Genomic DNA, 26,496 nt, shown 5'->3' on the forward strand with positions numbered 1-26,496 from the left:
GTCCGAAGCGTCGGCTCAGACGAACGAGCCGGACACCACGGGAAGCCCGATGGTGTCCGGATGGCTCGTCGCTCGGCCGCCGCCGGGCTCAGCGGCTGAGGGCGACCAGCTCGGGGAGCGGCGGGAACAGCGCCGTGAGGGCGATGTCGACGTTCTTGGACTTGAGCAGCCCGGCGAACCGGCGGAGGGCTGCTGCATCGTCGGTCGTGGAGCGGGCGAGCAGGACCGAGTCCGAGCGGGTCGCGAGGGCAACCTTGTTGGCGTCGGACGTCAGGTGCGTCGTGTCGATGATGATGATCTCGCCGGCCCACGTGGTGCGCTTCTTCTCGGTCGGCCAGCCGCGGCTGATCTTGCCCTCGTTGATCGCGCCGGCATCGACGAACCGAGCCGTGCGACCGCGGCGCTGCAGCGCGTCCGCCAGCTCCTGACCGCACGTGATGGAGCGTCCCGAACCCTCCTCGGCGTCGACCAGGATGATGAACGGCCCGTCGGTGCCGATCTCGGTCGGGATCTTGAGCATGAACGCCGCGATGTCCCAGGTGTCGGCCCGGTTGGTGTCCTTGGTGCCGTCCAGCACGATCTGGTCGCCGATCGCGTGCAGGCCGTCGACGCCGCCGATCTCGGAGTCCTCCTCCTTGCGGAGCAGCGCGATCGGGATGCCCGCCAGGACACCCAGGAACAGCCCGGCCAGCCCCAGCGACACGGCGCTCGGCGTGGACGGGCTCGACGGGGTGTCGGCCTTGCCCACGATCTGGCCGGGGTTGAGGTCGACGTTGCTCAGGTCGGCCAGCTTGGTGCCCAGCGCGTCTGCCTGGATGGCGAGCGAACGGCGACCGATCGGTGTGTCGTAAGCCGGCTTGTCGGACTTTTCCTGGATCTCGCCGATCTGCTTCGTGGCGGCCTGGACGAGCCGGTCGACCTCGTCGGAGGCGGCGGAGCGACGCGTCATGAGATAGGCCTCGGCGACGGCGTCCGCGCCGGCGGCCGCCTGCCTGGCGGTGTCGCCGCTGAAGTGGATCGCGAGGATCAGCGAGTCCTCGGGGCTGTCGACCGAGGTCGCCTCCTTGACCTCCTCGGCATCCACCGACTCCTCGTCCAGGAGATCGGCGGCGGCTGCTGCGACCTTCTGGGACGTGACGAGCCCCTGCTCGGTCGGCATGTTGATCGATCGGGCGCTGTCGACCGACGAGCTGAGCGGGTCGGAGCTCATCGGGTTGACGGAGACCGTCGTCGTCGCCGTGTAGCTCGCGGGGACGGCGAAGGACGCAAGGACGCCGAGGATCAGTCCGAGAATCGCCAGCACCGCGATGACCGCCCAATGACGTTTGAGCCGGCCCGCGATGTCGGTGATCTGCACGGGTTGGGGAGTGGTTGCCATCTGGACTTCCTCGAAGGTTTCAGGATCCCGATCGGGAGGCCTACCAAGTGTGGGTGTGGACCCTCCGGTCGGATGGCCCAAAGAGTGAGAGCGGCCACGGCACGGAATATGACGGGGCGGACGACAAAGGGCGACTGAGAGTTAAATCACCCAAATGTCCAACTTCGCCAGCGGGGAGTTTTTCCACATGCCGCACGACGGAGCCCTGGCAACCCGATTCAGGCGTGAATTAGTTCAACCCGGACACAAAGGCCTGACAACCGGGGCGGATCCGGGCGTCGTCGTCCACAACCCGGCAGAAAAGTCAGGTCCGAATTCGACTGGACTATGGCCCGGACTCCTGTCATTGTCGGCACGGCGAGGGGGGACTGACCTGTGGCTGCTCCACGATCTGGAGCGCCGCAAGACATCCAGAGGACGTACACGTGCAGGACATGACCGCTGCGGCAACCCCTTTGACCGCTGAGCTCGCCGACCTGTCGATCACCGAGCTCGAGGACGCCGAGCTGATCGCGTTGGCTCGCAACGGCAGCGACGACGCCTATGCCGCGCTGTTCCGCCGACACACCTACGCGGCGCACCGTCTGGCGCGCCACCTCGGTCAGCGCGAGGAGGCCGAGGACGTCGTCGCCGAGTCGTTCGCCCAGGTGCTCGACCTCTTCCGTCGTGGGAAGGGGCCCGACCGCGCCTTTCGCGCCTACCTCTTCACCTCGATCCGTCATGAGTCCGCCCGGCGGGCCAAGGCCCGCCAGCGCGTGATGCCCACCGCCGACGAGCGGCAGATCGACTCGGTCGTCCCCTTCGGCGCCGGCCAGCTCGAGGCCTTCGAGCAGTCCGCGATCCGCGGTGCGTACGAGTCGCTGCCCGCGAGATGGCGGACGGTCCTGTGGCACCTCGACGTGGAGGGCCGCAAGCCGCAGGAGCTGGGACCCCTGCTGAAGCTGTCGCCCAACAGCGTCTCGGCGCTCGCCTACCGGGCCCGCTCGGGGTTGCGCGAGGCCTACCTCCAGCAGCACGTCAACGAGCAGGGGCCGGCGCCCAGCCGGGCGTGCGGCGAGGTCCGTGCCCGGCTGTCGGCGTACGTGCGGCAGACCGCGAGCGCCCGCGAGCAGGCGAGCATCGCCGGTCATCTCGAGGGGTGCGCAGCGTGCTCGGCGATCGACTCGGACCTGCGGATCGTCAACCGGGAGGTCGGCGCGGTCCGCGTTTCGGCGGCGCTGCTGGTGTCGCTCCTCGGGTTGGTCGGCGCTGCCTTCGCCAGCGTGTGGGCCTCGCTGACCGCGAACGTGGTCGCACTGGGCAAGGCCGGCCTCGCCGTCCTGGCTCCTCCCGCCGCGGTCGCGGCCTTCACCGCAGCAAGTGTCATCGGCTTCGGGGCGACCGAGGCCACCGAGCCCATGCGCTACCCGATGCCGGTCCAGGCCGACGGTCCACGCGCAGAACGCGCGGGCATCCCCGGCGGGCCGTTGCCCGCTGCGGCCAAGCAGAGCGAGCCGTCGAAGTCCGTCACGAAGACGGTCGGGCGTACCACGCTCAAGACCCGCCCCAAGGCCACGGCCAGCGCCGGTGCCGGTGCCTCGAGCCCGGGCACGAAGCCCGGCACGTCGCCAGGATCCGAGCCCACGTCGCCGCCCAAGGTCATTGCTGCTGTCGGCTCCGCCGTCACGGTGCAGGTCGACGAGAGCGGCGTACGGGCACGTATCGCGAGCGTCACAGCCGAGGTCCCGTCACGATTGCTCGGCTCGCTCCTCTCCCTAGGCACCACCAACTGAAAGTTCTGTGCCTTGAATGACGTACGAAGGAAGTATGGGGTCGGCTACACGAGCGGGGTCTTCGACATGTTCCACGTCGGTCACCTCAATCTGCTGCGCCGAGCCCGCAACCACTGCCACCACCTGGTCGTGGGGGTCGCGAGCGACGAGTACGTCGACAACCTGAAGGGTCGGCTCCCGGTCGTCCCGTGCGACGAGCGCATCGACATCATCTCGTCGCTCGGGATCGTCGACGAGGTCGTGATCGACCGCTCGGAGGACAAGGCTGCGATGTGGCAGCAGCGGCCGTTCGACGCGATCTTCAAGGGCGACGACTGGCAGGGCACCCCCAAGGGCTACCGGCTCGAGCGCAGGTTGGGCGAGCTCGGCGTCAAGGTCGTCTACTTCCCCTACACCCGGCACACGTCGAGCTCGATGCTCCGGTCGTTCCTGACCGAGCGCGGCGAGTGACCCGGGCGGACCTGCCGGCGGTCACCGCGGTCGTCCCGACCCACAACCGACCGGAGCTCATGCGCCAGGCGGTGCAGAGCATCATCGACCAGGACTACGCCGGCACGATCGACGTCGTCGTCGTGTTCGACGCGTGCGAGCCCGTGCTGCCTGATGTCGTGACCGGCCCGCACCGCACGCTCACCGGGGTCGTCAACGACCGGACCCGGGGACTCGCCGGCGCCCGCAACACCGGCATCCTGCAGGCCAAGCGCGCCTATGTGGCCTTCCTCGACGACGACGACGTCTGGTTGCCGACCAAGCTCACGGCGCAGATGGCCGTCTTCGCCGAGCATCCTGAGGTCGGGCTGGTCGGCACGGCGATGCTGGTCGACGACGGCCACACGACCCACGTGCGTCCGGTGCCGCTGACCACCGTGACGCACGCCGATCTGGTCCGCGACCGCATCGCCGGGCTCCACTCCAGCAGCTTCGTGTTCCGCCGGGACGTCCTGGTCGACACCGTCGGACTCATCGACGAGGACCTCCCGGGCAGCTATGGCGAGGACTACGACGTCCTGCTCACCACGTCGCAGCGCTCGGTGATCCGGCTCGTCGACGAGCCGTTGGTCTCGGTGCGCTGGTCCGGCGAGTCGTTCTTCTACGGCAAGTGGGCGCAGTACGCAGCCGGCCTGAGCTATCTCGTCGCCAAGCATCCCGAGCTTCGTGAGGTCCCCGCCTCGTCGGCGCGCATCGGCTCGCAGATCGGGTTCGCGCTCGCCGCTGCCGGGAGCCGCCGCGAGTCACGCACCTGGCTGCGAGCGGCGCTGCGGACCCAGCCGCTCAACGTCCGCGCCTGGCTCGGCCTCCTGGTCTCGTTCCGCCTCGTCTCCGCGCACGCCATCGCCCGTGTCGCCAACCGCTTCGGCAAGGGCATCTAGCCATGGCGGTCATGAACGTCTCGGTGCCGCTGCGCGGGCTCAAGACCGAGCTGCCGGCACGTCGGGCGCCGCGCCGTGGCCTCCGGGGCTTCCCGCTCGCCGTCCTGCGCACCGGCATCCTCGGCTATCTCGGCGCACTTGCAGCGACCTGGTTCCTGGCCGACCGTCAGCTCGCACTTCCTGACGCCTGGACGGGTGGCGCCGTGGCGCTCGTCGGCACGTGGTTGGCCTACAGCTTCGCGGCGATGCCGGCCTACGAGCGCGCCCGGTCGTACAAGCCGGCGATCCGGTTCATCGAGCTCCTCGGCGCCGCCGCCCTGGCCCTGATGATGGCCGAGGCGGACAGCTCGAGCACCATCCGTCAGGCCGCGATCGCGGTGCTCGCCGCCCCGGCGGTCTCGGCCGCGTCGGCGTTCGCCCACCGGCGACTCCTGCGTCGTACGCCGACGATCCTCGTCGGACAGGTCGAGTCGGTCGAGCGCCTCGCCAACCGGTGGGTCGGCCGCAAGGACATCAACGTCCTGGCCACGTGCTCGTGGCGTGCTCCGCACGAGCTCGCTCCGGCCGGCGCCGTGTCCGACGACAGCCTGGCCCAGGTCGTCCGCGAGGTGCTCGCCGCGGTGTCCGAGCACGGAGCGCGCTCCGTCGTGATCGCCAGCGGGCGTGCCTTCGCGACTCCGGCCCTGCGGCACCTCGCCTGGGCCCTGCAGCGCGCGGAGGTCGAGTGCCTCGTGGTCGCCGACATGAACGACCATGTCGAGTACCTCCGGCCGCGGCGCGTCGGCGACCAGATCGCGCTGTCCCTCCGAGCGCCCAACGACCACCTCATGTCACTCCTCGCGAAGTCGATTCTCGACCGCGTGACAGCCGCGTTCGCGCTGGTCGTCCTGTCACCGCTCCTGCTCGTGCTCGCCGGCGGCGTCCGGTTCGGCTCCCGCGGCCCGGCGATCTTCCGGCAGGTGCGCACGGGCCGCGACGGTGAGCCGTTCGTGATCTACAAGTTCCGCACCATGGTCGTCGATGCCGAGACCCGGCTCGATGCCCTGCGGGACCGCAACGAGGGCGCCGGTCCGCTGTTCAAGCTGCGCCACGACCCGCGCATCACCCGCTTCGGCCGATTCCTCCGCAAGACGTCGCTCGACGAGCTCCCCCAGCTCATCAACGTCGTCAAGGGCGACATGTCCCTCGTCGGGCCGCGGCCGGCCCTCCCATCGGAGACCTCGCTCTACAGCGAGTGGGTCTGGCGTCGTCTGCACGTCAAGCCCGGCATGACCGGCCTGTGGCAGGTCAGCGGCCGGTCCGCGCTGTCCTGGGAGGAGTCGATCCGCATGGACCTGCAGTACGTCAACAACTGGAACCTCCGGCTCGACATCGCGATCATCGCCCGGACGTTCCGCGCCGTCCTGGCCCGCGACGGCGCCCACTGATCCCTCGTCTGATCGGTCACAGGCCCTGCTCAAAGGTGTAACTCGTTGTTACGCTTTCGTGGTTCACCCCGCGCGCGCTAGCGTCGTGGGACACGCGACCAGGGAGAAGCATGACGGAGCTGGGCTACACGCTGAAGGTCTTCCGGCGGATCGGGATGTTGAAGCCCGTCCTGCCCCACCGTCTCATCGGCGCCGGGCTGCAGCTCGCCAAGTGGGGGCCGGGGCTGCCGTCCGGGGTCAACGCCGCGGCCAAGCGGTTTCCCAACCAGCTGGCCATCATCGACGATGCCGGGCAGCTGACCTGGACCGAGCTGGCCGAGCAGATCAACCAGTTCACCCAGGCCCTCAAGGATCGCGGCGTCGAGCCCGGCGACTCCGTCGCGGTGCTGTCACGCAACCACCGCTACATGGTGATCGCCCTCATCGCCGTCATGCAGGCCGGCGGTCGGGTGCTGCTGCTGAACACCATGGCGAGCCGCTCCCAGCTCGGTGAGCTGTCGAAGCGCGAGGGGGCCAAGCTGGTGATCCTCGACGAGGAGTTCCTCGAGGTCGGCGCCGACGTCGACGACGACACCATCATCGTCTGCTGGGCGGACGACCCGGAGGCCTCGGACTACCCGACGGTCGGCGGGCTGCTGGCGGGACAGCCGACCAAGGCGCACGCCAAGCCCGACCGGCACGGCCAGATCATCATCTTCACCTCCGGGACGACCGGGCTGCCCAAGGGCGCGAAGCGCGAGGAGCCCGCCGACCTGAAGCCGCTCATCGCGTTCTTCGGCGCGATTCCCTACCGCGGCAACTCCACGGTCGTGCTCGCCGCACCGCTGTTCCACTCGTGGGGACTCATCAACTTCGGCTTCGGCCTCTCGACCGCCCCCACGTACGTCCTGCGGCGGCGCTTCTCCGCCGAGCAGGTGCTCCGTGACATCGACGAGCACCGTGCCAAGGTCCTCGTCGTCGTGCCGGTCATGATGCAGCGGCTCGTCGACGCCGACCCGGTGATGATCGAGAAGTCCGACGTCTCGTCGCTCGAGGTCACGGCGAGCAGTGGCTCCGCCCTCGCGGGAGACCTGGCCACCCGCTTCATGGACCTGTTCACCGACTCGGTCTACAACTTCTACGGCGCCACCGAGACGGGCTGGGTGACGGTCGCCAGTCCCCGCGACCTCCGCGAGGCCCCCGGCACGGCCGGCAAGCCGCCGTTCCGCACGTTCGTCAAGATCCTCGACGCCGACGGCAAGGAGGTGCCCCAGGGCGAGACCGGTGTCATCCACGTCGGCAACGACATGCCGTTCGGCGGCTACACCGACGGCAACACCAAGTCGTTCGCCGACGGGCTCATGAACACCGGCGACCTCGGGTACTTCGACGAGAACGGCCGGCTGTTCGTCTCGGGCCGCGACGACGACATGATCATCTCCGGCGGCGAGAACGTCTTCCCGCGCGAGCTCGAGGACGCGCTGATCGGGCACCCCGACATCACCGACGTCGTCGTGACCGGCGTCGACGACGAGAAGTTCGGCCAGGCCCTCGCGGCATACGTCGTGGTCAAGGACGGTGCGTCGTTGAGCGAGCAGGATCTCGTCGCGTACGCGAGGGATCACGTCGCACGCTTCGCGGTGCCGCGCCGGACGATGTTCCTCGACGAGCTGCCGCGGAACCCGACCGGCAAGGTCATGAAGCGCGAGCTCCCGGACTTCCCGGAGGACTAGCACTCGGGGCCCTCGTGCGTCCCGGCCCGGATGACGTCGGCCGGGATGCCCACGGACTCGAGGTGACGGCACCACTGCTCGGCGATCCCGATGTCGGCGTCGGACTCGCGGACCACGAGCACGTGGTCGGCGAGAGCCACGGCACCGCGCCGCAGCTGGGTCGAGGCTGACGGCTCGACGTCGAGCACCACGACGCCGGCCATCCTGCCGGGACGCGCACCCAGCGCGGCGACGGGCACGGCGGCAAGCAGCCCCAGCAGGCCGCCGGCGGCGGCTGACAGCGGAAGCGTGGGCCGGTCGGCACGGTCCGGCGCACGGGCGGCGTCGATCACGGCTCCGCCGTCGACCTGCAGTCGGCGAGCCCTGGCCAGGTCCGCCACGACCTGGGCGTGTGCCGCGGAGGTCGTGTCCGGCAGCGCCCTGACCTGCTGGGTCAGCGTGGACCGCAGCCGGGCCACGTTCTTCGCCGCCCGCCTCGACCGGTCGGCGAGGTAGGCCTCGGCCACGGCGTTGGCTCCTCTCGCCGCCGAGCTGGGCGATTCTGCGGTGTGGGTGATCAGCAGGACCGATGACTCACCGTCGGCCGTGACCTCGACGGAGCGCGACCCGGCGATGCGGCGCGAGGCGGCGATCGTCGCCTCGGTGGTGGTGTCGACGGACTGCGGGACGGACGGAGCCAGCGGGTCGACCCCGGTGGGCTGCACGCGGACCGACGCGGTCGCCGAGTAGGTCTGCGGCAGCGCGACGTGGAGCGCGACGCCCGCAGCGACTCCGGCCACGGCGATCACGGCGAGGAGCCGCCAGCCGCGGGCCACGGCCCGGCCGAGCTCGCTCAGGGTGAGCGGCGTGGATGCGCGCATCGGGACCACCTCCGGATCCGATTGTGCGGCGGACCGGTCGGGGACGCGCTGCCGTTGTCCACAGGTGCGTGCCGGGGCTCTGGAGGAAAGTCGCCCTCTCGGCGATAACTGGATGAACCCACCCAGGACGGAGCATCATGGACGACGACCGATCGACGACGCTGACCGACGCCGAGCTGGTGCTCCTCACCAGACGTGGCCACCTGCAGGCGTACGCCGTGCTGTTCGAGCGGCACCTGCCGCTGGTGCGCGCCGCCGCCCGGCGGTTCGTGCGTGCCTCCGAGGTCGACGACCTGGTGGCCGAGGCGTTCGCCGGCACGTTCCACCAGCTCGTCAGAGGTCGGGGACCCACGACCTCGATCCGCGCCTACCTGCTCACGGCGATGCGCCACGAGGCGGCGCGGCGGGCGGGTCGCGATCGACGCCTGGTGCTCGTCGACGACGTCGAGACCTGGCGCCGGCCGTCGGTGGACACCGCCGGCGGCACCGACGAGGACCACGTCGCGGAGGCGTTCCGGCTGCTCCCGCTTCGTTGGCAGCGCGTGCTCTGGCAGCTGGAGGTGGAGGGCCTGCGGCCGCGTGACCTCGCCGACGAGCTCGGCATGTCGGCCAATGCGGTGTCGGCGCTCGGACGGCGGGCCCGCGCCGGTCTGCGTCGCGCCTACGAGGGCCGCACCGACCACCTGGACGCCGCCGTCTGACGTCCTCGCCCCGATCAGCGCGTCGTCCGTTCGCCGCTGTGGCAGGCTGGCCGCGTGGACATCGCGTACGACCCGCACCCGGACGGCCGTCCGGACCCGGGCGAGGTCGTGTGGACGTGGGTGCCCTACGAGGACGACCCGACCCAGGGCAAGGACCGGCCCGTCCTGATCGTGGCACGGGAGGGCGAGCGCCTCGTCGCGCTCCCGATGACCTCCAAGGACCACGACCGCGACCTGGCCCAGGAGGCGGCCGACGGCAGGTTCTGGTTCGACCTCGGCACCGGCCCGTGGGACCCGGCCGGACGGCCGAGCGAGGTGCGGCTCGACCGCCTCCTGACGGTCGACCCCGCCGACGTACGCCGCGAGGGTGCGGTCCTCGACGAGCCACGCTTCCGTGCGGTCGCCGCGGCGCTGGAGCCGTACCTGTCATGAGCAGCAGCCCGCCCCGCCCGATCGGTCCGGTCGACGCCTACCAGCGCCAGCACCCGGTCGTCAGCTTCCCGATCGCCGTGGTCTACAAGTACTTCGACGACCAGGGCCCCTATCTCGCGGCGATCATCAGCTACTACGCGTTCATCGCGATCTTCCCTCTCCTCCTCCTGGGCTCGTCGATCCTCGGCTTCGTCCTGCAGGACAACCGGGACCTGCGCGACCGGCTGCTGGACTCGGCGCTCAGCCAGTTCCCGATCATCGGCACCCAGCTGGGTCAGCCGGACGGTCTGAGCGGCAGCACGACCGCGATCGTGATCGGCTCGATCGTCGCGCTGTACGGCGCCATGGGCCTCGGTCAGGCGGTCCAGAACGCCGCGAACATCGCCTGGTCGGTGCCGCGCAACAGTCGCGCCAACCCCATCATCCTGCGCCTTCGCAGCATCCTGTTCCTCGCGATCAGCGGCGCCGGCATCCTCGCGCTGGCGATTGCCACGTCGGTGCTGGCCAACCCCGACGCCCTGGGCGCCGACCTCGAGACGACCCTGCGGTGGGTCATCCGGCTGGTGGGCTTCGTGCTGACCGTGATGATCTTCGTCAGCGTCTTTCGGCTCATCAGCCACGGCCGGGCCGGCTGGCGCTCGGTGCTGCCGGGCGCGATCGTGACGGCGGTGCTCTGGCAGGCCCTGCAGTGGATCGGCAACACGTACGTCCGCGAGGTCATCGGCAGGGCCAACAGCAGCGAGATGAACGGCACGTTCGCCCTGGTCCTCGGCCTCATCGCGTTCATCTTCATCGCCTCGATCATGGTCGTGCTGGGCCTGGAGGTGAACGTCGTCCTGCGGCGGCACCTCTACCCCCGCGCCCTGCTGACCCCGTTCACCGACAACGTGATCCTGACCAAGGCCGACCAGAAGGCGTACGCCGCCTACGCCAAGTCCCAGCGTCACAAGGGCTTCCAGTCGGTCGTCGTCACGTTCGAGGACCGCACGCCGGAGCCACCGCCGCCGTCGCAGGACAAGCCGTCCGACTAGTCTGGACGCAGCAACCAGCATCGACGACCAGAGGACAGCGCCATGCCCACGGGCAAAGTGAAGTGGTACGACGCGGACAAGGGATTCGGCTTCCTGACCCAGGAGGACGGACCGGACGTCCACGTGCGCTCCGACGCGCTCCCGGACGGCGTCACGACTCTCAAGGCCGGCGCGCGCGTCGAGTTCGGCATCGTCCAGGGCAGCCGCGGCGACCAGGCCCTCCAGGTGCGGCTGCTCGAACCGGTGACCTCGGTGTCCCGGGCCCAGTCGCACGCGCGCCGCAAGGACCCCGAGACCATGGCGGTCATCGTCGAGGACCTCATCCGGTTGCTCGACACGATCGGTGAGGGCTACCGGCACGGCCGTCACCCCGACGGCAAGAAGGGCAAGTCGGCCGCGCAGGTGCTCCGCGCGGTCGCGACCGAGCTCGAGCTCTGACCGGCGTCCTCCAGGGCTTCGGGGTCATCGGGATCCTGATCGCCCTCGGGCTCGGCCTGGCCCACGCCGGTGTGCTCGGCCAGGACTCCCAACGGATCCTGTCCCGCCTCGTCTACTTCGTGGCGACGCCGGCACTGCTGGTCGACGTGCTGTCGCGCACCGACGTCTCGGACGTGCTGGGAGTCGGCTTCGCGATCGCCGGCCTCAGCGTGCTGGCCGTGCTGGTGGTCTACGTCCCGCTGGCTCGGCGGCGGGGCCGGTCGCTGTCGCACATCGTCGTCGGCGCGCTGTCGGGGTCGTACTCCAACGCCGGCTACCTGGGCCTGCCCATCGCGGTGTACGTCCTGGGCGACGCCGCCTACGCCGTGCCGGTCATGGTGCTGCAGCTCATCGTCTACGCCCCACTGGCGCTGTCCGCTCTCGACCTCGACGCCACGGGGCGGCGCCCGACGCCGACTGCCCTCGCGCTCGCGGGGCTGCGCAACCCCGTGTCGGTCGCCGCCGTCTGCGGCGTCCTGATCTCGGTCGCCGGCGTGACCCTGCCCGAGATCGCGGCCGAGCCCGTCGCGCTGCTGGGCGGGATGGCCGTGCCGGGCGCCCTGCTGGCGTACGGGGTCTCGTTGCGGTTCGGTGGGGCGATCGGCTCGGCCGACCGCTGGGAGATCACCGCGATCGCCCTGCTCAAGCTCGTGTGGATGCCGGCCGCGGCGTACGTCCTGGCGCGGTTCGCGTTCGGGCTGGAGTCGGACCAGGTGTTCGGGCTGACGGTCATGGCCGCGCTGCCGACGGCGCAGAACGTGTTCGTCTACGCGTCGCGGTTCCAGCGCTCGGAGCTACTGGCCCGCGACAGTGTCGCGGTCACCACGCTGCTGTCGATCCCCGTGCTCGTCGGACTGGCGGCCGTTCTCGCTTGATGACCGCTTGCCGTTGGCGCGACTGAGCACGAACGCCAGCCACGCGACCAGGATGACGGCCGTCACGAGGAGGCCGATGCGCGGCGTCGCGTCGACCGTGAACAGCCCGATGCCGATCAGGCCGCCGATGACCCACGACAGCTGCAGCAGCGTCTCCGAGCGGGCGAACATGCTGGTGCGCACGCGCTCGGCGACGTCGCGCTGGATCAGCGCGTCGAGGCTCAGCTTGCCGAGGGACTGGCAGAGCCCCACCGTCAGGCCGAGGACCACCGCGGTCCACCACGTGAAGAACACCGCCACGGTGACGACCACCGCGACGTCGAGCACGAAGACCGCGATCACGACGCGCTCGGGCCGGCGGGACTTGGTCACCGAGGCGATCAGCGTGCCGACGGTGTTGCCGGCCCCGGCGCCGCCGATCACGAGGCCCAGCAGGATTGTCGCGCTGCCGTCCCACCCCATCGACGCCGGCGGCTCGCGCAGCGTGAAGGCCATGAAGATCGTGAGAAAGCCCGACAGCAGCCGGAGGCCGGAGTTGCTCCGCAGCCCGTTGACGACGTCCCGCGAGATGCTGATGCCCTTCTTGGCCGTACCGGTCGCGATCTTGGTCAGGTCGACCTGCTCCTCGCCCTCGCTCGAGTCGACGCGTGCCGGCAGGAGGATCGCCAGGATCGTGCCGACGACGAACAGCAGGGCCGCGTAGCGGACCGCCCACTCGGCGCCGAGTGCCGCGGCACCGACCGCCAGGGGGGCCGAGATGGCCGCGGCCCCGGTGCCGGTGAGCGAGATGCGCGAGTTGGCCTTGACGAGGGTGAACTCGCTCGGCAGCAGCCGGGGGACCGCCGAGGCGCGGGTCACGCCGTACGCCTTGGAGGCCACGAGGCACCCCAGCGCCGCGAAGTAGAACGAGGGCGGGGGATCGTCGGACGAGATCGCACCGGCGAGCACCCAGCAGCAGAACGCGCGGATCGCGAGCGTGGCCCCGATGGCCCATCGGCGACCCCGGCGGAAGCGGTCGAGGAACGGGCCGATCAGCGGTGCCACGACGGCGAACGGCAGCATCGTCAGGACCAGGAACAGCGTGACCTGACCCGTGGCCTCACCCGTGGGGACCGTGAAGAACAGCGTCCCGGCGAGGGAGATCGCGAAGGCCGCGTCGCCGGCGGTGTTGAAGGCGTGCAGCTCCAGCAGGCGGGACAGGCCGCTCTCGCCGGCGCCGCCGGAGTGGGTGAACCTGCGGGACGCCGTGAAGGCCGTCGTGCTGCCCTTGGCGACGAAGCGCGCGGTGTTGGACGACATCCGGCCGGCGATCTGGGCGGACCGGCCCAGGCGCGACTGCTCGGGCGGCGTCGGCCGCGCCGGATCGAGCTCGCGATCGTCGTCGTCCGGGTATCCGTCCACGCCGTCTATCCTGCCTCACCCCGCGACCCCCGACCGGCCGGACATGGGTGACAATGGGTGAATGCCCATCGATGAGCAGCTCGCCGCCGCGATCGACGTCGCCCGCGCGGCCGTCGACGAGGCCGCCGACGCCGGGACGGTCGGCGATCACGTGCGCGCGGTCGAGGACGACGAGCGACTCGTCTCGCACCACTTCGCCTGCCTCAAGCCCGGCTACCAGGGCTGGTACTGGTCCGTCAGCGTCTCGCGCGCGCCCGACAGCGACAAGATCACGGTCAACGACGTCGTCCTGCTGCCGGGTGACGACGCGATCGTCGCCCCGCCGTGGACGCCCTACCGGGAGCGGATCCGCCCCGGCGACCTCAGCCCGGGCGACGTGCTGCCGCCCGACGAGGACGACATCCGGCTCGTGCCGTCGTGGTCGGCCGGAGACGGCGACGAGCAGACCCCCGACCGATTCTTCGCCCGCGAGGTCGGCCTCGGCCGCGAGTGGGTCCTGTCGCTCGAGGGCCGCGAGCTCGCCGCTGACCGTTGGCAAGAGGGTGAGCACGGTCCCGATGCCGCCATGGCGCAACAGGCGTCCGGCTCGTGCCTGACCTGCGGCTTCATGATCAGCCTCGCCGGTCCGCTCGCCGATCGTTTCGGTGTCTGCGCGAATGGCATGGCCAACGACGACGGCAAGGTCGTCTCGTTCGACCACGGCTGCGGCGCCCACTCGGGAGCCCGACTGAGCCGCGCGGCCAGCGCCCAGGCGCTGCCCCCGCCGGTGTTCGACACCGTCGGTGTCGACGAGGTCGACAGCTTCTAGTCGAGGCGGCGCCGCCGGCCCGGCTGCATGCGCAGCGCGTTGCGACGCCGGCGGCAGTACTCGATCCCGATCAGGCCCAGGCCGAAACCAGCCAGAGCCGTCCACAGCCACCACGTCCGGCCGTTCTCGTCGAGCGTCCCGAGGAACGGCAGCAGCGCGACCGCGATGACGCCCCAGACGATCGTCCCCACCGTCATGGTGCGGACCCCGTCGACGTCCATCGGCTCGACCTCGGCGACCCGGTGGGTCTTGCTGCCGATCTCGAGCTCGGTGAGCTCAGGGCGGCCGAACTCGTGACGCCGGGCCGCGCGCTCGAGCCGGGCGATCTCGCGGTGGCCCATCTTGCGCTCGATGGTCTCAGGACCGTCGCCCTGCCTGATGACCCACTCGTCCTCGCTCGTCACGTTGCCACCTGCGTCGAAGAGGCACGGTACGCAGATGGCGCCGTGATGTCCTGATGGCTCACTCGCTGGCGCTCGCTCACGCTGCCACCCTACCGCCGCGGATGTCCGGAGTTTCACGTGCTGTCATGCTGAACCGCAATGAATCCCCGCCATCGGCGCCTGCTCATCCCAGGCCTCCTCCTCGCCCTGCTGGTCGTCGTGCTCGTGAGCTCACTGGCTCGTCGCGCCGACGGCGCCGAGGCGGGACCGGACGTCGTGAGCCGGATGACCGACGCGCGCATCACCGAGTCGAGCGGCCTGGCCATCAGCGTCAAGCACGACGACCTGGCCTACACGATCAACGACTCCGGCAGCGCGCCGATCGTGTTCGCCGTCAAGATCTCGACCGGGGCGGTCGTGGGCGCCACGACCTTGACCGGCAGCGAGCCGGCCGACACCGAGGCGATCGCGATCGATGGCGACGGCGAGCTGTGGGTCGCGGACACCGGCGACAACCAGGAGCGCCGCACCGACATCGCCCTGTACGCCCTGCCGGAACCCGGTCCCGGCGACCACTCGGTGGCGCCGACCCGCTACCCCCTCACGTACCCGTCCGGACCGACTGACGTCGAGGCCCTCCTGATCAACCCGCGGACCGGCGCCAAGGGCGTCGTCACCAAGGGGCTCTTCGCCGGGGAGCTGCTGGCGCTGCCGCGCACGCTCTCGGCGGACCGGCCCAACCGGGCCGAGGCGACGGGCGACGACATGCCGGCGCTGGTGACCGACGGCGCGATGTCGTCGGACGGGCGCTACGCGCTGCTGCGGACGTACAGCGACGTCCACCTCTACGACGCCAGGACCTGGCAGCAGATCCGCTCGGCGGAGACGCCGCCGCAGCCCCAGGGAGAGTCGATCGCGATCGAGCGGTCCCAGACCTCGTTCCTGATCGGCAGCGAGGGGACGGGCTCGGCGTTGCTGCGGATCCCGTTGACGTTCCCGACCAAGCCCGCGCCGCTCCCAGAGCCCACGGACGACACCCCCGCCAAGGACGCGACCTCGGACTCGTCGGAGCCGGGCAACAGCGGATTCGCCGGCAGCACCTGGCTGTGGGCCGTGGGCGTCCTGGCGATGCTGGCCGCCATCGCGTCAGCAGCCAGCAGACGCACCTGATCTCCCGGCCCGCGCGCGGGTCTGGCATGCTCCATGCGTCCGGTTCCGTCTCGACCAGGAGTGCCATGACCGCCACGCTCGAGAAGTACTTCAAGATCAGCCAGCGCGGGTCCTCGATCAGCCGGGAGGTGCGAGGCGGCGTCGTGACGTTCCTGACGATGGCCTACATCATCGTGCTGAACCCGATCATCTTGTCGAGCGTCCCTGACGTCGACGGCAACTTCCTGGGTGGCGGCACCGAGGCCGGCGCCGGCTTCGCGACGATCGCCGCGGTCACCGCCCTGGTGGCCGGCGTGCTGACGATCCTCATGGGCGTCGTCGCGAACTTCCCCCTCGCCCTGGCGACGGGGCTGGGTCTCAACGCGTTCGTCGCGTTCTCGGTCGCGTCGCAGATGACGTGGGCCGATGCGATGGGCCTGGTCGTGATCGAGGGCCTGATCATCCTGGTGCTCGTGCTGACCGGCTTCCGCAAGGCCGTGTTCGACGCCGTGCCCCGCCAGCTCAAGACCGCCATCGCCGTGGGCATCGGCCTGTTCATCACGCTGATCGGCCTCGTCGACGCCGGCTTCGTACGGACGACCGGGATCGCGGCGCCGCCCGTCCAGCTCGGCATCGGCGGCAGCCTCGCCGGCTGGCCCGTGCTCGTGTTCGTCATCGGCCTGCTGCTGATGATCGCGCTCTACTCGCGCGGCGTTCCGGGCGCGATCCTCATCGGCATCGTCGCCACGACGATCATCGCGGGCATCGTGCAGGCGATCGCGGACGTCCCTGGCAGCGGCGGCGACCCGACCTCGAAGGGGTGGAACCTCAACGTCCCGGACTGGCCCGAGAAGGTCTTCGCCAAGCCGGACTTCTCGCTGCTCGGCGACTTCAACCTGTTCGACGGGTTCGAGCGCGCGGGTGTCGTGACCGCGGCCCTGCTGGTCTTCACGCTCCTGCTCGCCGACTTCTTCGACACGATGGGCACCATGACGGCGATCGGGGCCGAGGCGGACCTCAACGACGAGGACGGCGCTCCGGCCGGCGCGCAGCGGATCTTGGTCGTCGACTCGATCGCCGCCGCAGCCGGCGGCGCGGCCGGCGTCTCGAGCAACACGTCCTACATCGAGTCGGCCTCGGGCGTCGGCGACGGTGCCCGCACGGGCCTGGCGTCGGTCGTCACCGGCGTGCTGTTCCTGCTCTCGACCCTCGCGGTGCCGCTCGTCGAGCACATCCCCAACGAGGCTGCGGTGCCGGCGCTCGTGCTGGTCGGCTTCCTCATGATGAGCCAGGTGAAGGACATCGCCTGGGACGACTCCGAGATCGCCATCCCGGCGTTCCTGACGATCGTGCTGATGCCGTTCACCTACTCGATCACGGCCGGGATCGGCGCCGGATTCGTCGCGTGGGTCGTGATCAAGCTCGTCAAGGGCAAGATCGCCGCGATCCACCCGTTGATGTGGCTGATCGGCGTGCTGTTCGTGATCTACTTCGCGATCGACCCGATCACGCGCTGGGTCAGCTGACCCGGATCGGTAGCGTGGGGTCATGCTCATCGCTCTGGGAGACAAAGCCCCGCAGGTGGCGGACACGGCATGGGTCGCGCCCAACGCGACCCTCGCCGGATCCGTCGTGATCGAGGACGGCGCCAGCATCTGGTACGGCGCGGTGCTTCGTGCCGACAACGAGCCGATCACGATCGGCGCCCGGTCCAACGTGCAGGACAACTGCGCGTTCCACGTCGACCGCGGCCTGCCGGTGCTGCTCGGCGAAGGAGTGTCGGTCGGCCACGGTGCCGTGATCCACGGCGCCACGATCGGCGACCACGTCCTGGTCGGCATGGGCGCGATCATCATGAACGGCGCCGTCATCGGCGACGAGTCGCTGATCGCCGCCGGAGCGCTCATCTCCGAGGGCGTCGAGATCCCGCCGCGGTCCCTGGTCGCCGGCGTCCCCGGCAAGGTGCGCCGCGAGCTGACCGACGACGAGGTCGCGAAGCTGCACAACAACGCCGAGATCTACGAGGAGCACCGCGAGCTGCACCGCGTCGGCACCGAGATCATCTGATCCTCACGAGGCGAGCCGGCTCAGAGGCGCTCGACCACCCAGTCGATGCACTGCGTGAGCCGGGTGACGTCGTCGGGGTCGATCGCCGGGAACATGGCGATGCGCAGCTGGTTGCGGCCGAGCCCGCGGTAGCCGGCGACGTCGACGATGCCGTTGTCCCGCAAGGCAGCGGTGACCGCGTCCGCGTCCACGCCCTCGAGGTCGATCGTGCCGACGACCAGCGAGCGGTCGGCCGGATCGGTCACGAACGGCGTCGCGTACGTCGAGGCCTCGGCCCACGCGTAGAGGCGCGACGAGGAGTCCGTCGTGCGCTCGACCGCCCAGTCGAGCCCGCCCTGCGCGAGCATCCACCGCACCTGGTCGTCGATCAGGAACAAGGTGGCCAGCGCCGGGGTGTTGTAGGTCTGGTTCTTGCGGGAGTTGTCGATCGCGGCGGGCAGGTCGAGGAACCCCGGGATGTGCCGGCCGCCGGCCTTGATCTCGCGGGTCCGCTCGATCGCCGCGGGGGACATCAGTGCGACCCACAGACCGCCGTCGGAGGCGAAGGTCTTCTGCGGGGCGAAGTAGTAGACGTCGCTCTGCGCCACGTCGACCGGGAGGCCGCCGGCGCCGGACGTGGCGTCGACCAGCACGAGCGCACCATCGTCAGCGCCGGTCACCCGCTCGACCGGGACCATGACGCCCGTCGAGGTCTCGTTGTGCGCCCAGGCGTAGGCGTCGACACCCGGCTCCGCGACCGGGGCCGGACGGGTCGAGAACTCGCTCTCCAGGACGTGGGGGTCGGCGAGGAACGGTGCCTGCTGCACCGCCGTGGCGAACTTGCGGGTGAACTCGCCGTGCACGAGGTGCTGGCTGCGCTCACGGATCAGCCCGAACATCGCGGCGTCGAAGAACGCGTGCGAACCGCCGACGCCGAGCACGACCTCGTGGCCGTCGGGCAGCGAGAACAGCTCGGCGAGGCCCTCGCGGAGGCTGCCCACCAGGTCACGCACGGGTGCCTGCCGGTGCGAGGTGCCCATCAGCGAGCGTCCTGTCGCGGCCAGGGCGTCGAGCGCCTCGACCCGCACCTTGGACGGGCCGGACCCGAATCGCCCGTCGCCGGGCAGGAGCTCCGCAGGAATCTTCACGCCCCCAGTCTTCCAGTTGCGCCCGCACGCCCGGTAACACCCTCGTCACATTCGTCACATTGGGTGGCCGCCATCACAGCGGGTTCGTACGATGCCCCTTATGGCCTCTGACGGAACGGTCGATGTCCCCCTGTCCAAGGGGCTCGAGCACACGCAGGACGAGTGGGAGCGGGCCACGGCGGCGGTGCTCCGCAAGGCGCGCAGGCTCACCGAGGACGCCCCCGACAGCGGCGTCTGGTCCACGCTGGCCACGACGACGCTCGACGGCATCAGCGTCAGCCCTCTCGGCACGCCCGCCCTCAGCAGCGACTTGCCCGACGGTGGTCTGCCCGGTCAGGCGCCGTTCACCCGTGGCAGCGCGGCAGCACGTGAGCTCGACGGCTGGGACGTACGCGCCTGGTTCGCCGACCCCGATGCCGAGCGCACCGCCAAGGACGTCGTGACCGACCTCGAGAACGGCGTGAACTCGCTCTGGCTGTCGGTCGGCGGGGGAGCGATCCCCGTCGATGCCCTGGCGACGATCCTCGAGCCGGTCTTCCTCGACCTGGCGCCCGTCGTCCTCGATGCGCCGACCGAGCCGCTCGACGCGGCCCGTGCCCTGGCCGCCGTGCTCACCGACAAGGCGATCACCCCGGCAGCCGGCACGGCGTTCGGCGTCGACCCGCTCGGGGCGACGATCCGCGACCACGGCGTCACCGGCCTCGCGATCGTGGCCGAGGCCGCCGATCTGGCGCAGCCGCACGGCGTGCGGGCGGTGACGGTGGACGCCACGGCCGTGCACGACGCCGGCGCGTCGGACGTGCAGGAGCTCGCCTACTCGCTCGCGGCCGGCGTCACCTATCTCCGGACCCTCGTCGAGGCGGGACACTCGGTCGACGACGCCGCCGCGCTGATCGACTTCCGCCTCGCCGCGACCGACGAGCAGTTCCCGACGATCGCCAAGCTCCGAGCCGCCCGCCGCCTGTGGAACCGGGTCGCCGAGCTCAGCGGCGTCACGACCGCGGACGCGGGCCAGCTGCAGCACGCCGTGACCTCGCGCCCGATGATGGCGACGTACGACCCGTACGTGAACATGCTGCGCACGACGGTCGCGGCCTTCGCGGCCGGTGTCGGTGGTGCCGCATCCGTGACGGTGCTGCCGTTCGACGAGCCCCTCGGCCTGCCGGAGGCCTTCAGCCGTCGCATCGCCCGCAACACCTCGAGCCTGCTGATCAGCGAGGCCCACGTCGCCGCGGTCGTCGACCCCGCGGGTGGTGCGCACGCCGTCGAGAAGCTCACCGACGACCTCGCGCGCGCCGCCTGGGCGCTGTTCGGCGAGATCGAGGACCGCGGCGGCCTGCTCGCCGCGCTGGACTTCCTGCGCGAGGGCATCGCCGCGACGGTGTCGGCGCGCGCGCTCGACATCGCCAAGCGCAAGCGGCCGATCACCGGCGTCTCGGAGTTCCCCAACCTCCGCGAGGAGCTGCCCGAGCGTCGGCCGTACGGTCACCGGATCGAGGTGCACCGGTACGCCGGCGAGTACGAGGCGCTGCGGGCCGACCCGGCCGCGACCCCGGTCTTCCTGGCGTCGATGGGCACCGTCGCGGCCTACACGGCGCGAGCCACGTTCGCCGCCAACCTGCTGGCCGCCGGTGGGATCGAGACCGTCGTCGCCGGGCCGAGTGAGGGCGTCGACGACGTGCTGAAGGCCTACGACGAGGCGGGCCGGCCCGGCGCGGTGTGCCTGGTCGGCAACGACAAGGCGTACGAGGCCTGGGGTGCCGAGCTGGTCACCGCCCTCCGCGAGGCCGGGGCGTCGTACGTCGTCGTGGCCGGCAAGGTCGACATCGGTGGCGACGTCAACGCCGCGGCGGGGCTGGACGCCCTCGCCTTCCTCCGTGAGACCCGAGAGAGGTTGAGCGCATGACCGTCCCGAAGAGCTTCGCCGGGCTGCCGCTGGATCCCGAGCAGCCGTACGAGCCGGACGCCGATGCGTACGCCCGGGCGACCGACGGCGCCGAGCCGTGGCCGGCACCCGAGGGCATCGACGTCGAGGGCCTCTACACCGCCGCCGACCTCGAGGGGCTCGACGCCCTCGACACCTACCCGGGCCTCGCGCCCTACCTCCGCGGTCCCTACCCGGCGATGTACACGACGCAGCCCTGGACGATCCGCCAGTACGCCGGCTTCTCGACCGCCGAGGAGTCCAACGCGTTCTACCGCCGCAACCTCGCGGCGGGGCAGAAGGGGCTCTCGGTCGCATTCGACCTGGCCACGCACCGCGGCTACGACTCCGACAACCCCAGGGTCGTCGGCGACGTCGGCATGGCCGGCGTGGCGATCGACTCGATCTACGACACCCGCAAGCTGTTCGAGGGCATCCCGCTCGACGAGATGAGCGTGTCGATGACGATGAACGGCGCCGTGCTGCCGGTGCTCGCGCTCTACATCGTCGCCGCCGAGGAGCAGGGCGTGCCGCCCGAGAAGCTCTCCGGGACCATCCAGAACGACATCCTCAAGGAGTTCATGGTCCGCAACACCTACATCTATCCGCCGGCACCCTCGATGCGGATCATCTCGGACATCTTCGCCTACACCGCGCAGAAGATGCCGCGCTTCAACTCGATCTCCATCTCGGGCTACCACATCCAGGAGGCCGGGGCGACGAACGACCTCGAGCTGGCCTACACGCTGGCCGACGGGGTCGAGTACATCCGCGCCGGCCTCGACGTGGGCCTCGACATCGACGCGTTCGCCCCGCGCCTGAGCTTCTTCTGGGCGATCGGGATGAACTTCTACATGGAGATCGCCAAGCTGCGGGCCGCTCGAGCGCTGTGGGCCGAGCTCGTGGCCGGGTTCAACCCCCAGAACCCCAAGAGCCTCAGCCTGCGCACGCACAGCCAGACGTCGGGGTGGTCGCTGACGGCGCAGGACGTCTTCAACAACGTCGGGCGCACGTGCATCGAGGCGATGGCCGCGACCCAGGGCCACACGCAGTCGCTGCACACCAATGCGCTGGACGAGGCGATCGCCCTGCCGACCGACTTCAGCGCCCGCATCGCCCGCAACACCCAGCTCCTGCTGCAGCAGGAGTCGGGCACGACTGACATCATCGACCCGTGGGGCGGCTCCTACTACGTCGAGCGGCTGACACACGATCTCGCCAACCGCGCCTGGGCGCACATCCAGGAGGTCGAGAAGGCCGGCGGCATGTCGAAGGCGATCGAGGCCGGCATCCCCAAGATGCGCATCGAGGAGGCCGCGGCCCGGACGCAGGCCCGCATCGACTCCGGCCAGCAGGCCGTGATCGGCGTGAACACCTACCGGCTCGCCGACGAGGACCCGCTCGAGGTGCTCAAGGTCGACAACAAGGCGGTGTACGCCTCGCAGATCGCCAAGCTCGAGCGGCTGCGCGCCGAGCGCAACCAGGACGACGTCGACGCCGCGCTGGCGGCCCTGACCCGCAGTGCCGAGCGCGGCTCGGCCAGCGACGGCTCGCTCGACGACAACCTGCTGACGCTCGCGGTCGACGCGGCCCGCGCCAAGGCCACGGTGGGGGAGATCTCCGACGCGCTGGAGAAGGTCTACGGGCGCCACCAAGCCGTGATCCGTACGATCTCAGGTGTGTACCGCACCGAAGCCGGCCAGGGCGGCAACGTCGACAAGGTCATCGACGCGACGGCCGCGTTCGAGCAGGCCGAGGGTCGCCGCCCGCGCATCCTCGTCGCCAAGATGGGCCAGGACGGGCACGACCGCGGCCAGAAGGTCATCGTGACGGCCTTCGCCGACATGGGGTTCGACGTCGACGTCGGCCCGCTGTTCTCGACGCCCGAGGAGGTCGCCCAGCAGGCCGTGGACGCCGACGTGCACATCGTGGGCGTCTCGAGCCTGGCGGCCGGGCACCTGACCCTGCTGCCCGCGCTCAAGGAGGCACTCGCCGAGATGGGCCGGCCGGACATCATGATCGTGATCGGCGGCGTCATCCCGCCGGACGACGTGCCGACGCTCAAGGAGATGGGTGCCGCCGCGGTGTTCCTGCCCGGCACGGTCATCGCCGACTCGGCCCTCGACCTGCTCGACAAGCTGCAGCAGACCTCGACGTCCTGATGGTCGACGTCGCAGACCTCGCCGACGACGTCCGGGTCGGCAAGCGCGCGGCGATCTCGCGAGCGATCACGCTGATCGAGTCGAGCCGCGCCGATCACCGGGCCGAGGCCCGTGAGCTGCTGGGGCTCCTGACGCCCGAGGCCGGCGGCGCCGTGCGGGTCGGCATCTCCGGGGTTCCCGGCGTCGGCAAGTCCACGTTCATCGAGGCGCTCGGCATGCACCTGGTCGACGAGGGTCACCGCGTCGGGGTGCTGGCGGTCGACCCGTCGAGCGTCCGTACGGGTGGTTCCGTCCTTGGCGACAAGACCCGCATGTCGCGGCTCGCGGTCAGCCCGGACGCCTACATCCGCCCGTCGCCCAGCGCCGGCACGTTGGGCGGTGTCGCGCGCGCGACGAGCCAGGCCATGACGGTGCTGGAGGCGGCCGGGTTCGACGTCGTGCTGATCGAGACCGTGGGCGTGGGGCAGTCCGAGATCACGGTCGCCGGGATGGTCGACACGTTCCTCTTCCTGACGATCGCGCGCACGGGTGACCAGCTGCAGGGCATCAAGAAGGGCATCTTGGAGATCTCCGACGTCGTCGCGGTCAACAAGGCCGACGGCGAGCGGGTGCAGGAGGCCGAGGCCACGTCCAAGGAGCTCGCCGGGGCGCTGCGCATGGTGTACGCCGGCGGAGCCGGATGGGTCCCGCCGGTCCTGACCTGCTCCGCCCTCGAGGGCAGCGGCATCGACACGGTGTGGAGCCGGGTCATCCGCCACCGGGAGTTCCTCGGGCGGACGGGGCTGCGGGAGAAGCGCGCGCAACAGCAGCTCGACTTCACCTGGGCCTTGGTGCGCGACGAGCTCGACCAGCGGCTCCGCACCGACCCCCAGGTGGCGGCGATGCGTGAGGAGATCCGCGAGGCCGTCCTGTCCGGCGAGATGCCCGCCGCCACCGCCGCCGAGCACATCCTCGAGGCGTACGACTCCTAGCCCCCGCGCCCCTGCGTCATGAGAGATGAGGGTCCTGGGCCACCGTTCTCATGACGCGAGGGGCGTGACACCATCGGGCGGTGAAGCGTTCCGTCTCAGCACACCTCGAGCTCCATCTGCACGACGATGCCGACCTGATCTTCTCGATCGCGGTCGCCCAGGGCCACGACCTGACCGAGACCTTCACGATCCGGTCGGGCGACGTCGAGCTGGAGCCGCACGAGATCGTGGGCCGGCACGGCACCCGGCTGCACCGGCTGACGGGCCCGCCGGGGCGCATGACGATCGACTACGCCGCGGAGGTCGTCGGCCGCGCCGAGCCGGCCGCTGTCGACGAGCTCGACCTCATCGAGTACCGCCGGCCCAGCCGCTACTGCGAGTCCGACACGTTGTTCTCCACCGCCAACTCCGAGTTCGCCGGCCTCGAGGGCAAGGAGCTGCTCGACGCGGTGAGCTCCTGGGTCGGCGCGCACCTCTCGTACGTCCTGGGCGCGAGCCAACCGACCGACGGCGCCGTGGCGACGATGCTGGCCCGCAAGGGCGTGTGCCGGGACTACGCCCACCTCGTCGTCGCGCTCCTGCGCGGCCTGGACGTGCCGGCACGGCTGGTGTCGGTCTACGCGCCCGGGCTCTCCCCGATGGACTTCCACGCCGTCGCGGAGGCGTACGTCGAGGGGGCGTGGCACGTCGTCGACGCGACGACGCTGGCGCCCCGCAGCAGCCTCCTGCGCATCGCCACCGGTCAGGACGCCTCGGAGACGGCGTTCCTGTCGCAGCACTGGGCCCGCGTGGACCTGCTGTCGATCAACGTCACGGCCGTCGTCGACGAGCTGCCGACGGACGACCTGGCGCAGCTGACCGAGCTGCGTTGAGGACATGAAGGCCCGAGGTCAGGGCCACTCCGAAGGACTAGTCCGGGATAGCCCCAATTAACTAGGTTCTGCGCTAATGTCAAGACTGCACAACGCGGTGGTCGTGGGCTAGCGTCTATGTCACAGGTTGTCAGGTCCGAACGATTCGGGGGGATGTTCGGGCCTTCGCACGACCGACGCAGGGGCGACACGGGCCGGCCATCTCGGGGGGATGGCCGGCCTCGCCGCGTCACTTGAGCTTGAGCCGGCCGTAGTCGTAGGGGCCACCGGTGATGCGCCAGCCACCGACCTTCCAGGTCTTGCCGTCGTCACGCCGCAGGAACAACGTCGCATCGGTGGGAACCGTCAGCATGTCGTCCCGTCGCTTGGCGGTGTTGAACACCGGCACCGCCGCCGAGGCGTCGAGCGTGGCCACGATCCTGGGCTCGGCCTTGGAGCGGTCGACGCTGATGGTGACCTTGGACCACGTCGGGTTCACCCAGGCCGCGCGGCCGCGATAGCCGTCGGTCGAGAACGCCTTGCCGTAGAACACCCGGCCGTTGCCGGCCGACGTGTGCTTGGCGCCAGCTGCCGTGCCCTCGCCGCGGAGCACGACGAGGCCCAGCTCGTCCCGCACGTCGACGTCGTCGGGGTAGGCCACGAAGGCGTTGATGCGCGGCCGGAACGCGGCGACGGTGGAGGGCGCGAGCGCCGGGAGCACGAAGTCGAGGTCCTGTGCTGCGTACGAGCGTCGGGGGATGGCCAGTCGGGAGTAGCGCTTGCCGAAGACGAACTCGACGGCTGCACAGGCGGCGGCGTCGACCGAGCGCTTGCCGAAGACGTCGACGGCCTCGGCTGCCCCTGTCGTACGTACGGCGGGGCACCAGTCGATCGCGGCCCCGCTGCCCGTCACCTCGGCCGGCCTGCCGGGCCACGACCCGGCGACCGTCGCGGGGGCGCGCGCCGCGCTGGGCCGTGCGTCCGGGGACGGAGCCGGCGTCGTCGGGGGCTTCGCGGTGGGCTCGGGGGTCTCGGTCGTGGCCGACGGAGTCGCCTTGACCTGGTCCCCGACCTTGCCGTCGGGCGACGTCAGTCCGATCGCGACGCTGACCAGCACGACAGCGGCGATGGCCCCCGCCAGCATCGTGATCCACTTTGATCGCACGGCGCTCAGCATAGGCGAGTTCGCACCGCCGACCGACCACGCCGTGCGGGGCCGGTCAGCTCGGCCTGCTCGCCCTGCCGTCGAGCCACAGGGTGGCGGACTCGTCGCGGTGCGTTCCTGCGGACCCCACGTGCTTGCTGCTGATCGTCGGGCCCTTCCTGATCACGTGCACGAGTGCCATGGCGTGGCCCCGGCCGAGGTCGTGCTCGGCCTTGAGCCAGTCGACGATGACGCCCGCCTTGGTGGCCGGGTCGCCGAAGCCGCGGTCGTGTGCCTGGGCGACGAGCTCGCGGGGCGTGAGCCCGGTCTTGTCCTCGATCGCGTCGAGATAGGCCTGGAACGACATGATGCTCTCCTCTGGTCGGTGGTCTCACCCGTACGTCGACCGGGACAGCCGCATTTCGACATGCCGGTACGGATTTTCTCTCAGTCCGGCGGCCGAGGGCGCGCCAC

General features: G+C 70.6%; 25 protein-coding genes. 18 read left to right on the top strand and 7 right to left on the bottom strand.

Features of this window, described 5'->3' with window-relative positions; all coding sequences use genetic code 11:
• Nucleotides 1–88 precede the first annotated feature (88 nt).
• Nucleotides 89–1,378 (bottom strand): Wzz/FepE/Etk N-terminal domain-containing protein, encoded by a 1,290-nt coding sequence (locus AB0N22_RS16315; protein ID WP_364642521.1) that lies wholly within the window; start codon nucleotides 1,376–1,378, stop codon nucleotides 89–91.
• A gap of 434 nt (nucleotides 1,379–1,812) precedes the next feature.
• Between AB0N22_RS16315 and AB0N22_RS16320 the strand changes: the two genes are divergently transcribed.
• From AB0N22_RS16320 to AB0N22_RS16340, 5 genes are all read left to right on the top strand, one after another.
• Complete coding sequence (locus AB0N22_RS16320; protein ID WP_364642789.1) at nucleotides 1,813–3,150, top strand: sigma-70 family RNA polymerase sigma factor; 1,338 nt, start codon at nucleotides 1,813–1,815, stop codon at nucleotides 3,148–3,150.
• 12 nt (nucleotides 3,151–3,162) lie between these two features.
• Nucleotides 3,163–3,600, top strand: coding sequence for an adenylyltransferase/cytidyltransferase family protein (locus AB0N22_RS16325; protein WP_364642524.1), 438 nt, complete (start codon nucleotides 3,163–3,165; stop codon nucleotides 3,598–3,600).
• Entirely contained in the window at nucleotides 3,597–4,520 is a 924-nt protein-coding gene (locus tag AB0N22_RS16330; RefSeq protein ID WP_364642527.1) for a glycosyltransferase family 2 protein, read from the top strand. The genes AB0N22_RS16325 and AB0N22_RS16330 overlap by 4 nt, the downstream gene beginning before the upstream one ends.
• 2 nt (nucleotides 4,521–4,522) lie before the next feature.
• Nucleotides 4,523–5,947, top strand: a complete 1,425-nt coding sequence (locus AB0N22_RS16335) for an exopolysaccharide biosynthesis polyprenyl glycosylphosphotransferase (protein WP_364642529.1) — start codon at nucleotides 4,523–4,525, stop codon at nucleotides 5,945–5,947.
• A 110-nt stretch (nucleotides 5,948–6,057) separates the two neighbouring features.
• On the top strand, nucleotides 6,058–7,659 hold the full coding sequence (locus tag AB0N22_RS16340; protein WP_364642531.1) for an AMP-binding protein: 1,602 nt from the start codon (nucleotides 6,058–6,060) through the stop codon (nucleotides 7,657–7,659).
• On the opposite strand, the gene AB0N22_RS16345 is transcribed toward AB0N22_RS16340, so the two are convergent.
• Nucleotides 7,656–8,519, bottom strand: a complete 864-nt coding sequence (locus AB0N22_RS16345) for a Wzz/FepE/Etk N-terminal domain-containing protein (RefSeq protein WP_364642534.1) — start codon at nucleotides 8,517–8,519, stop codon at nucleotides 7,656–7,658. The two genes, AB0N22_RS16340 and AB0N22_RS16345, sit on opposite strands and share 4 nt — an antisense overlap.
• 137 nt (nucleotides 8,520–8,656) lie before the next feature.
• Here AB0N22_RS16345 and AB0N22_RS16350 point away from each other — a divergent pair, with 137 nt between their 5' ends.
• From AB0N22_RS16350 to AB0N22_RS16370, 5 genes are read left to right on the top strand one after another with little or no spacing between them, the layout of a single operon-like run.
• The gene (locus AB0N22_RS16350) at nucleotides 8,657–9,220 is read left to right on the top strand and encodes a sigma-70 family RNA polymerase sigma factor (RefSeq protein WP_364642537.1); all 564 of its coding nucleotides are present in this window, start codon (nucleotides 8,657–8,659) and stop codon (nucleotides 9,218–9,220) included.
• A gap of 54 nt (nucleotides 9,221–9,274) precedes the next feature.
• Complete coding sequence (locus AB0N22_RS16355) at nucleotides 9,275–9,652, top strand: type II toxin-antitoxin system PemK/MazF family toxin (protein ID WP_364642540.1); 378 nt, start codon at nucleotides 9,275–9,277, stop codon at nucleotides 9,650–9,652.
• Nucleotides 9,649–10,683 (top strand): YihY/virulence factor BrkB family protein, encoded by a 1,035-nt coding sequence (locus AB0N22_RS16360; RefSeq protein WP_364642543.1) that lies wholly within the window; start codon nucleotides 9,649–9,651, stop codon nucleotides 10,681–10,683. Before AB0N22_RS16355 ends, AB0N22_RS16360 begins: the two co-directional genes overlap by 4 nt.
• Nucleotides 10,684–10,725: 42 nt before the next feature.
• Entirely contained in the window at nucleotides 10,726–11,121 is a 396-nt protein-coding gene (locus AB0N22_RS16365) for a cold-shock protein (RefSeq protein WP_364642546.1), read from the top strand.
• A 38-nt stretch (nucleotides 11,122–11,159) separates the two neighbouring features.
• Nucleotides 11,160–12,035: an AEC family transporter gene (locus tag AB0N22_RS16370; RefSeq protein ID WP_364642792.1), complete on the top strand. Its 876-nt coding sequence runs from the start codon at nucleotides 11,160–11,162 to the stop codon at nucleotides 12,033–12,035.
• On the opposite strand, the gene AB0N22_RS16375 is transcribed toward AB0N22_RS16370, so the two are convergent.
• Nucleotides 11,955–13,436 carry an MFS transporter gene (locus tag AB0N22_RS16375; protein WP_364642549.1) on the bottom strand — a complete coding sequence of 494 codons (1,482 nt, stop codon included), beginning with the start codon at nucleotides 13,434–13,436 and terminating at the stop codon, nucleotides 11,955–11,957. The genes AB0N22_RS16370 and AB0N22_RS16375 overlap by 81 nt on opposite strands.
• A 61-nt stretch (nucleotides 13,437–13,497) precedes the next feature.
• Between AB0N22_RS16375 and AB0N22_RS16380 the strand changes: the two genes are divergently transcribed.
• Nucleotides 13,498–14,244, top strand: a complete 747-nt coding sequence (locus AB0N22_RS16380; RefSeq protein ID WP_364642552.1) for a DUF3027 domain-containing protein — start codon at nucleotides 13,498–13,500, stop codon at nucleotides 14,242–14,244.
• Here AB0N22_RS16380 and AB0N22_RS16385 read toward each other — a convergent pair.
• The gene (locus tag AB0N22_RS16385; protein ID WP_364642555.1) at nucleotides 14,241–14,648 is read right to left on the bottom strand and encodes a DUF2530 domain-containing protein; all 408 of its coding nucleotides are present in this window, start codon (nucleotides 14,646–14,648) and stop codon (nucleotides 14,241–14,243) included. The two genes, AB0N22_RS16380 and AB0N22_RS16385, sit on opposite strands and share 4 nt — an antisense overlap.
• 138 nt (nucleotides 14,649–14,786) lie before the next feature.
• Between AB0N22_RS16385 and AB0N22_RS16390 the strand changes: the two genes are divergently transcribed.
• The 3 genes from AB0N22_RS16390 to AB0N22_RS16400 all read left to right on the top strand — a co-directional run bounded on the left by AB0N22_RS16390 (nucleotide 14,787) and on the right by AB0N22_RS16400 (nucleotide 17,843).
• The gene (locus AB0N22_RS16390) at nucleotides 14,787–15,797 is read left to right on the top strand and encodes a hypothetical protein (protein WP_364642558.1); all 1,011 of its coding nucleotides are present in this window, start codon (nucleotides 14,787–14,789) and stop codon (nucleotides 15,795–15,797) included.
• Between the two features lie 65 nt (nucleotides 15,798–15,862).
• Nucleotides 15,863–17,302 (top strand): NCS2 family permease, encoded by a 1,440-nt coding sequence (locus AB0N22_RS16395; protein ID WP_364642560.1) that lies wholly within the window; start codon nucleotides 15,863–15,865, stop codon nucleotides 17,300–17,302.
• Nucleotides 17,303–17,324: 22 nt separating this feature from the next.
• A complete protein-coding gene (locus AB0N22_RS16400; RefSeq protein ID WP_364642563.1) occupies nucleotides 17,325–17,843 on the top strand; it encodes a gamma carbonic anhydrase family protein in 519 nt (172 codons plus the stop codon).
• 20 nt (nucleotides 17,844–17,863) lie between these two features.
• Here AB0N22_RS16400 and serC read toward each other — a convergent pair whose 3' ends face one another.
• The gene (gene serC / locus AB0N22_RS16405) at nucleotides 17,864–18,970 is read right to left on the bottom strand and encodes a phosphoserine transaminase (protein WP_364642565.1); all 1,107 of its coding nucleotides are present in this window, start codon (nucleotides 18,968–18,970) and stop codon (nucleotides 17,864–17,866) included.
• A 100-nt stretch (nucleotides 18,971–19,070) separates the two neighbouring features.
• Here serC and AB0N22_RS16410 point away from each other — a divergent pair, with 100 nt between their 5' ends.
• The 4 genes from AB0N22_RS16410 (at nucleotide 19,071) to AB0N22_RS16425 (ending at nucleotide 24,899) form a co-directional block, all read left to right on the top strand.
• Nucleotides 19,071–20,876, top strand: coding sequence for a methylmalonyl-CoA mutase family protein (locus AB0N22_RS16410; RefSeq protein WP_364642568.1), 1,806 nt, complete (start codon nucleotides 19,071–19,073; stop codon nucleotides 20,874–20,876).
• On the top strand, nucleotides 20,873–23,056 hold the full coding sequence (gene scpA / locus AB0N22_RS16415) for a methylmalonyl-CoA mutase (protein WP_364642571.1): 2,184 nt from the start codon (nucleotides 20,873–20,875) through the stop codon (nucleotides 23,054–23,056). The genes AB0N22_RS16410 and scpA overlap by 4 nt, the downstream gene beginning before the upstream one ends.
• The gene (meaB, locus tag AB0N22_RS16420; RefSeq protein ID WP_364642574.1) at nucleotides 23,056–24,027 is read left to right on the top strand and encodes a methylmalonyl Co-A mutase-associated GTPase MeaB; all 972 of its coding nucleotides are present in this window, start codon (nucleotides 23,056–23,058) and stop codon (nucleotides 24,025–24,027) included. Before scpA ends, meaB begins: the two co-directional genes overlap by 1 nt.
• 80 nt (nucleotides 24,028–24,107) lie before the next feature.
• A complete protein-coding gene (locus AB0N22_RS16425; protein ID WP_364642577.1) occupies nucleotides 24,108–24,899 on the top strand; it encodes a transglutaminase-like domain-containing protein in 792 nt (263 codons plus the stop codon).
• Between the two features lie 229 nt (nucleotides 24,900–25,128).
• Here AB0N22_RS16425 and AB0N22_RS16430 read toward each other — a convergent pair whose 3' ends face one another.
• Together AB0N22_RS16430 and AB0N22_RS16435 are read right to left on the bottom strand one after the other, a co-directional pair.
• Nucleotides 25,129–26,043, bottom strand: coding sequence for a hypothetical protein (locus AB0N22_RS16430; RefSeq protein ID WP_364642580.1), 915 nt, complete (start codon nucleotides 26,041–26,043; stop codon nucleotides 25,129–25,131).
• Between the two features lie 55 nt (nucleotides 26,044–26,098).
• A complete protein-coding gene (locus AB0N22_RS16435; protein WP_364642582.1) occupies nucleotides 26,099–26,389 on the bottom strand; it encodes a DUF4287 domain-containing protein in 291 nt (96 codons plus the stop codon).
• Nucleotides 26,390–26,496 lie beyond the last annotated feature (107 nt).

The sequence above is a fragment of the Aeromicrobium sp. NPDC092404 genome (assembly GCF_040684095.1).
Taxonomy (GTDB): domain Bacteria; phylum Actinomycetota; class Actinomycetes; order Propionibacteriales; family Nocardioidaceae; genus Aeromicrobium.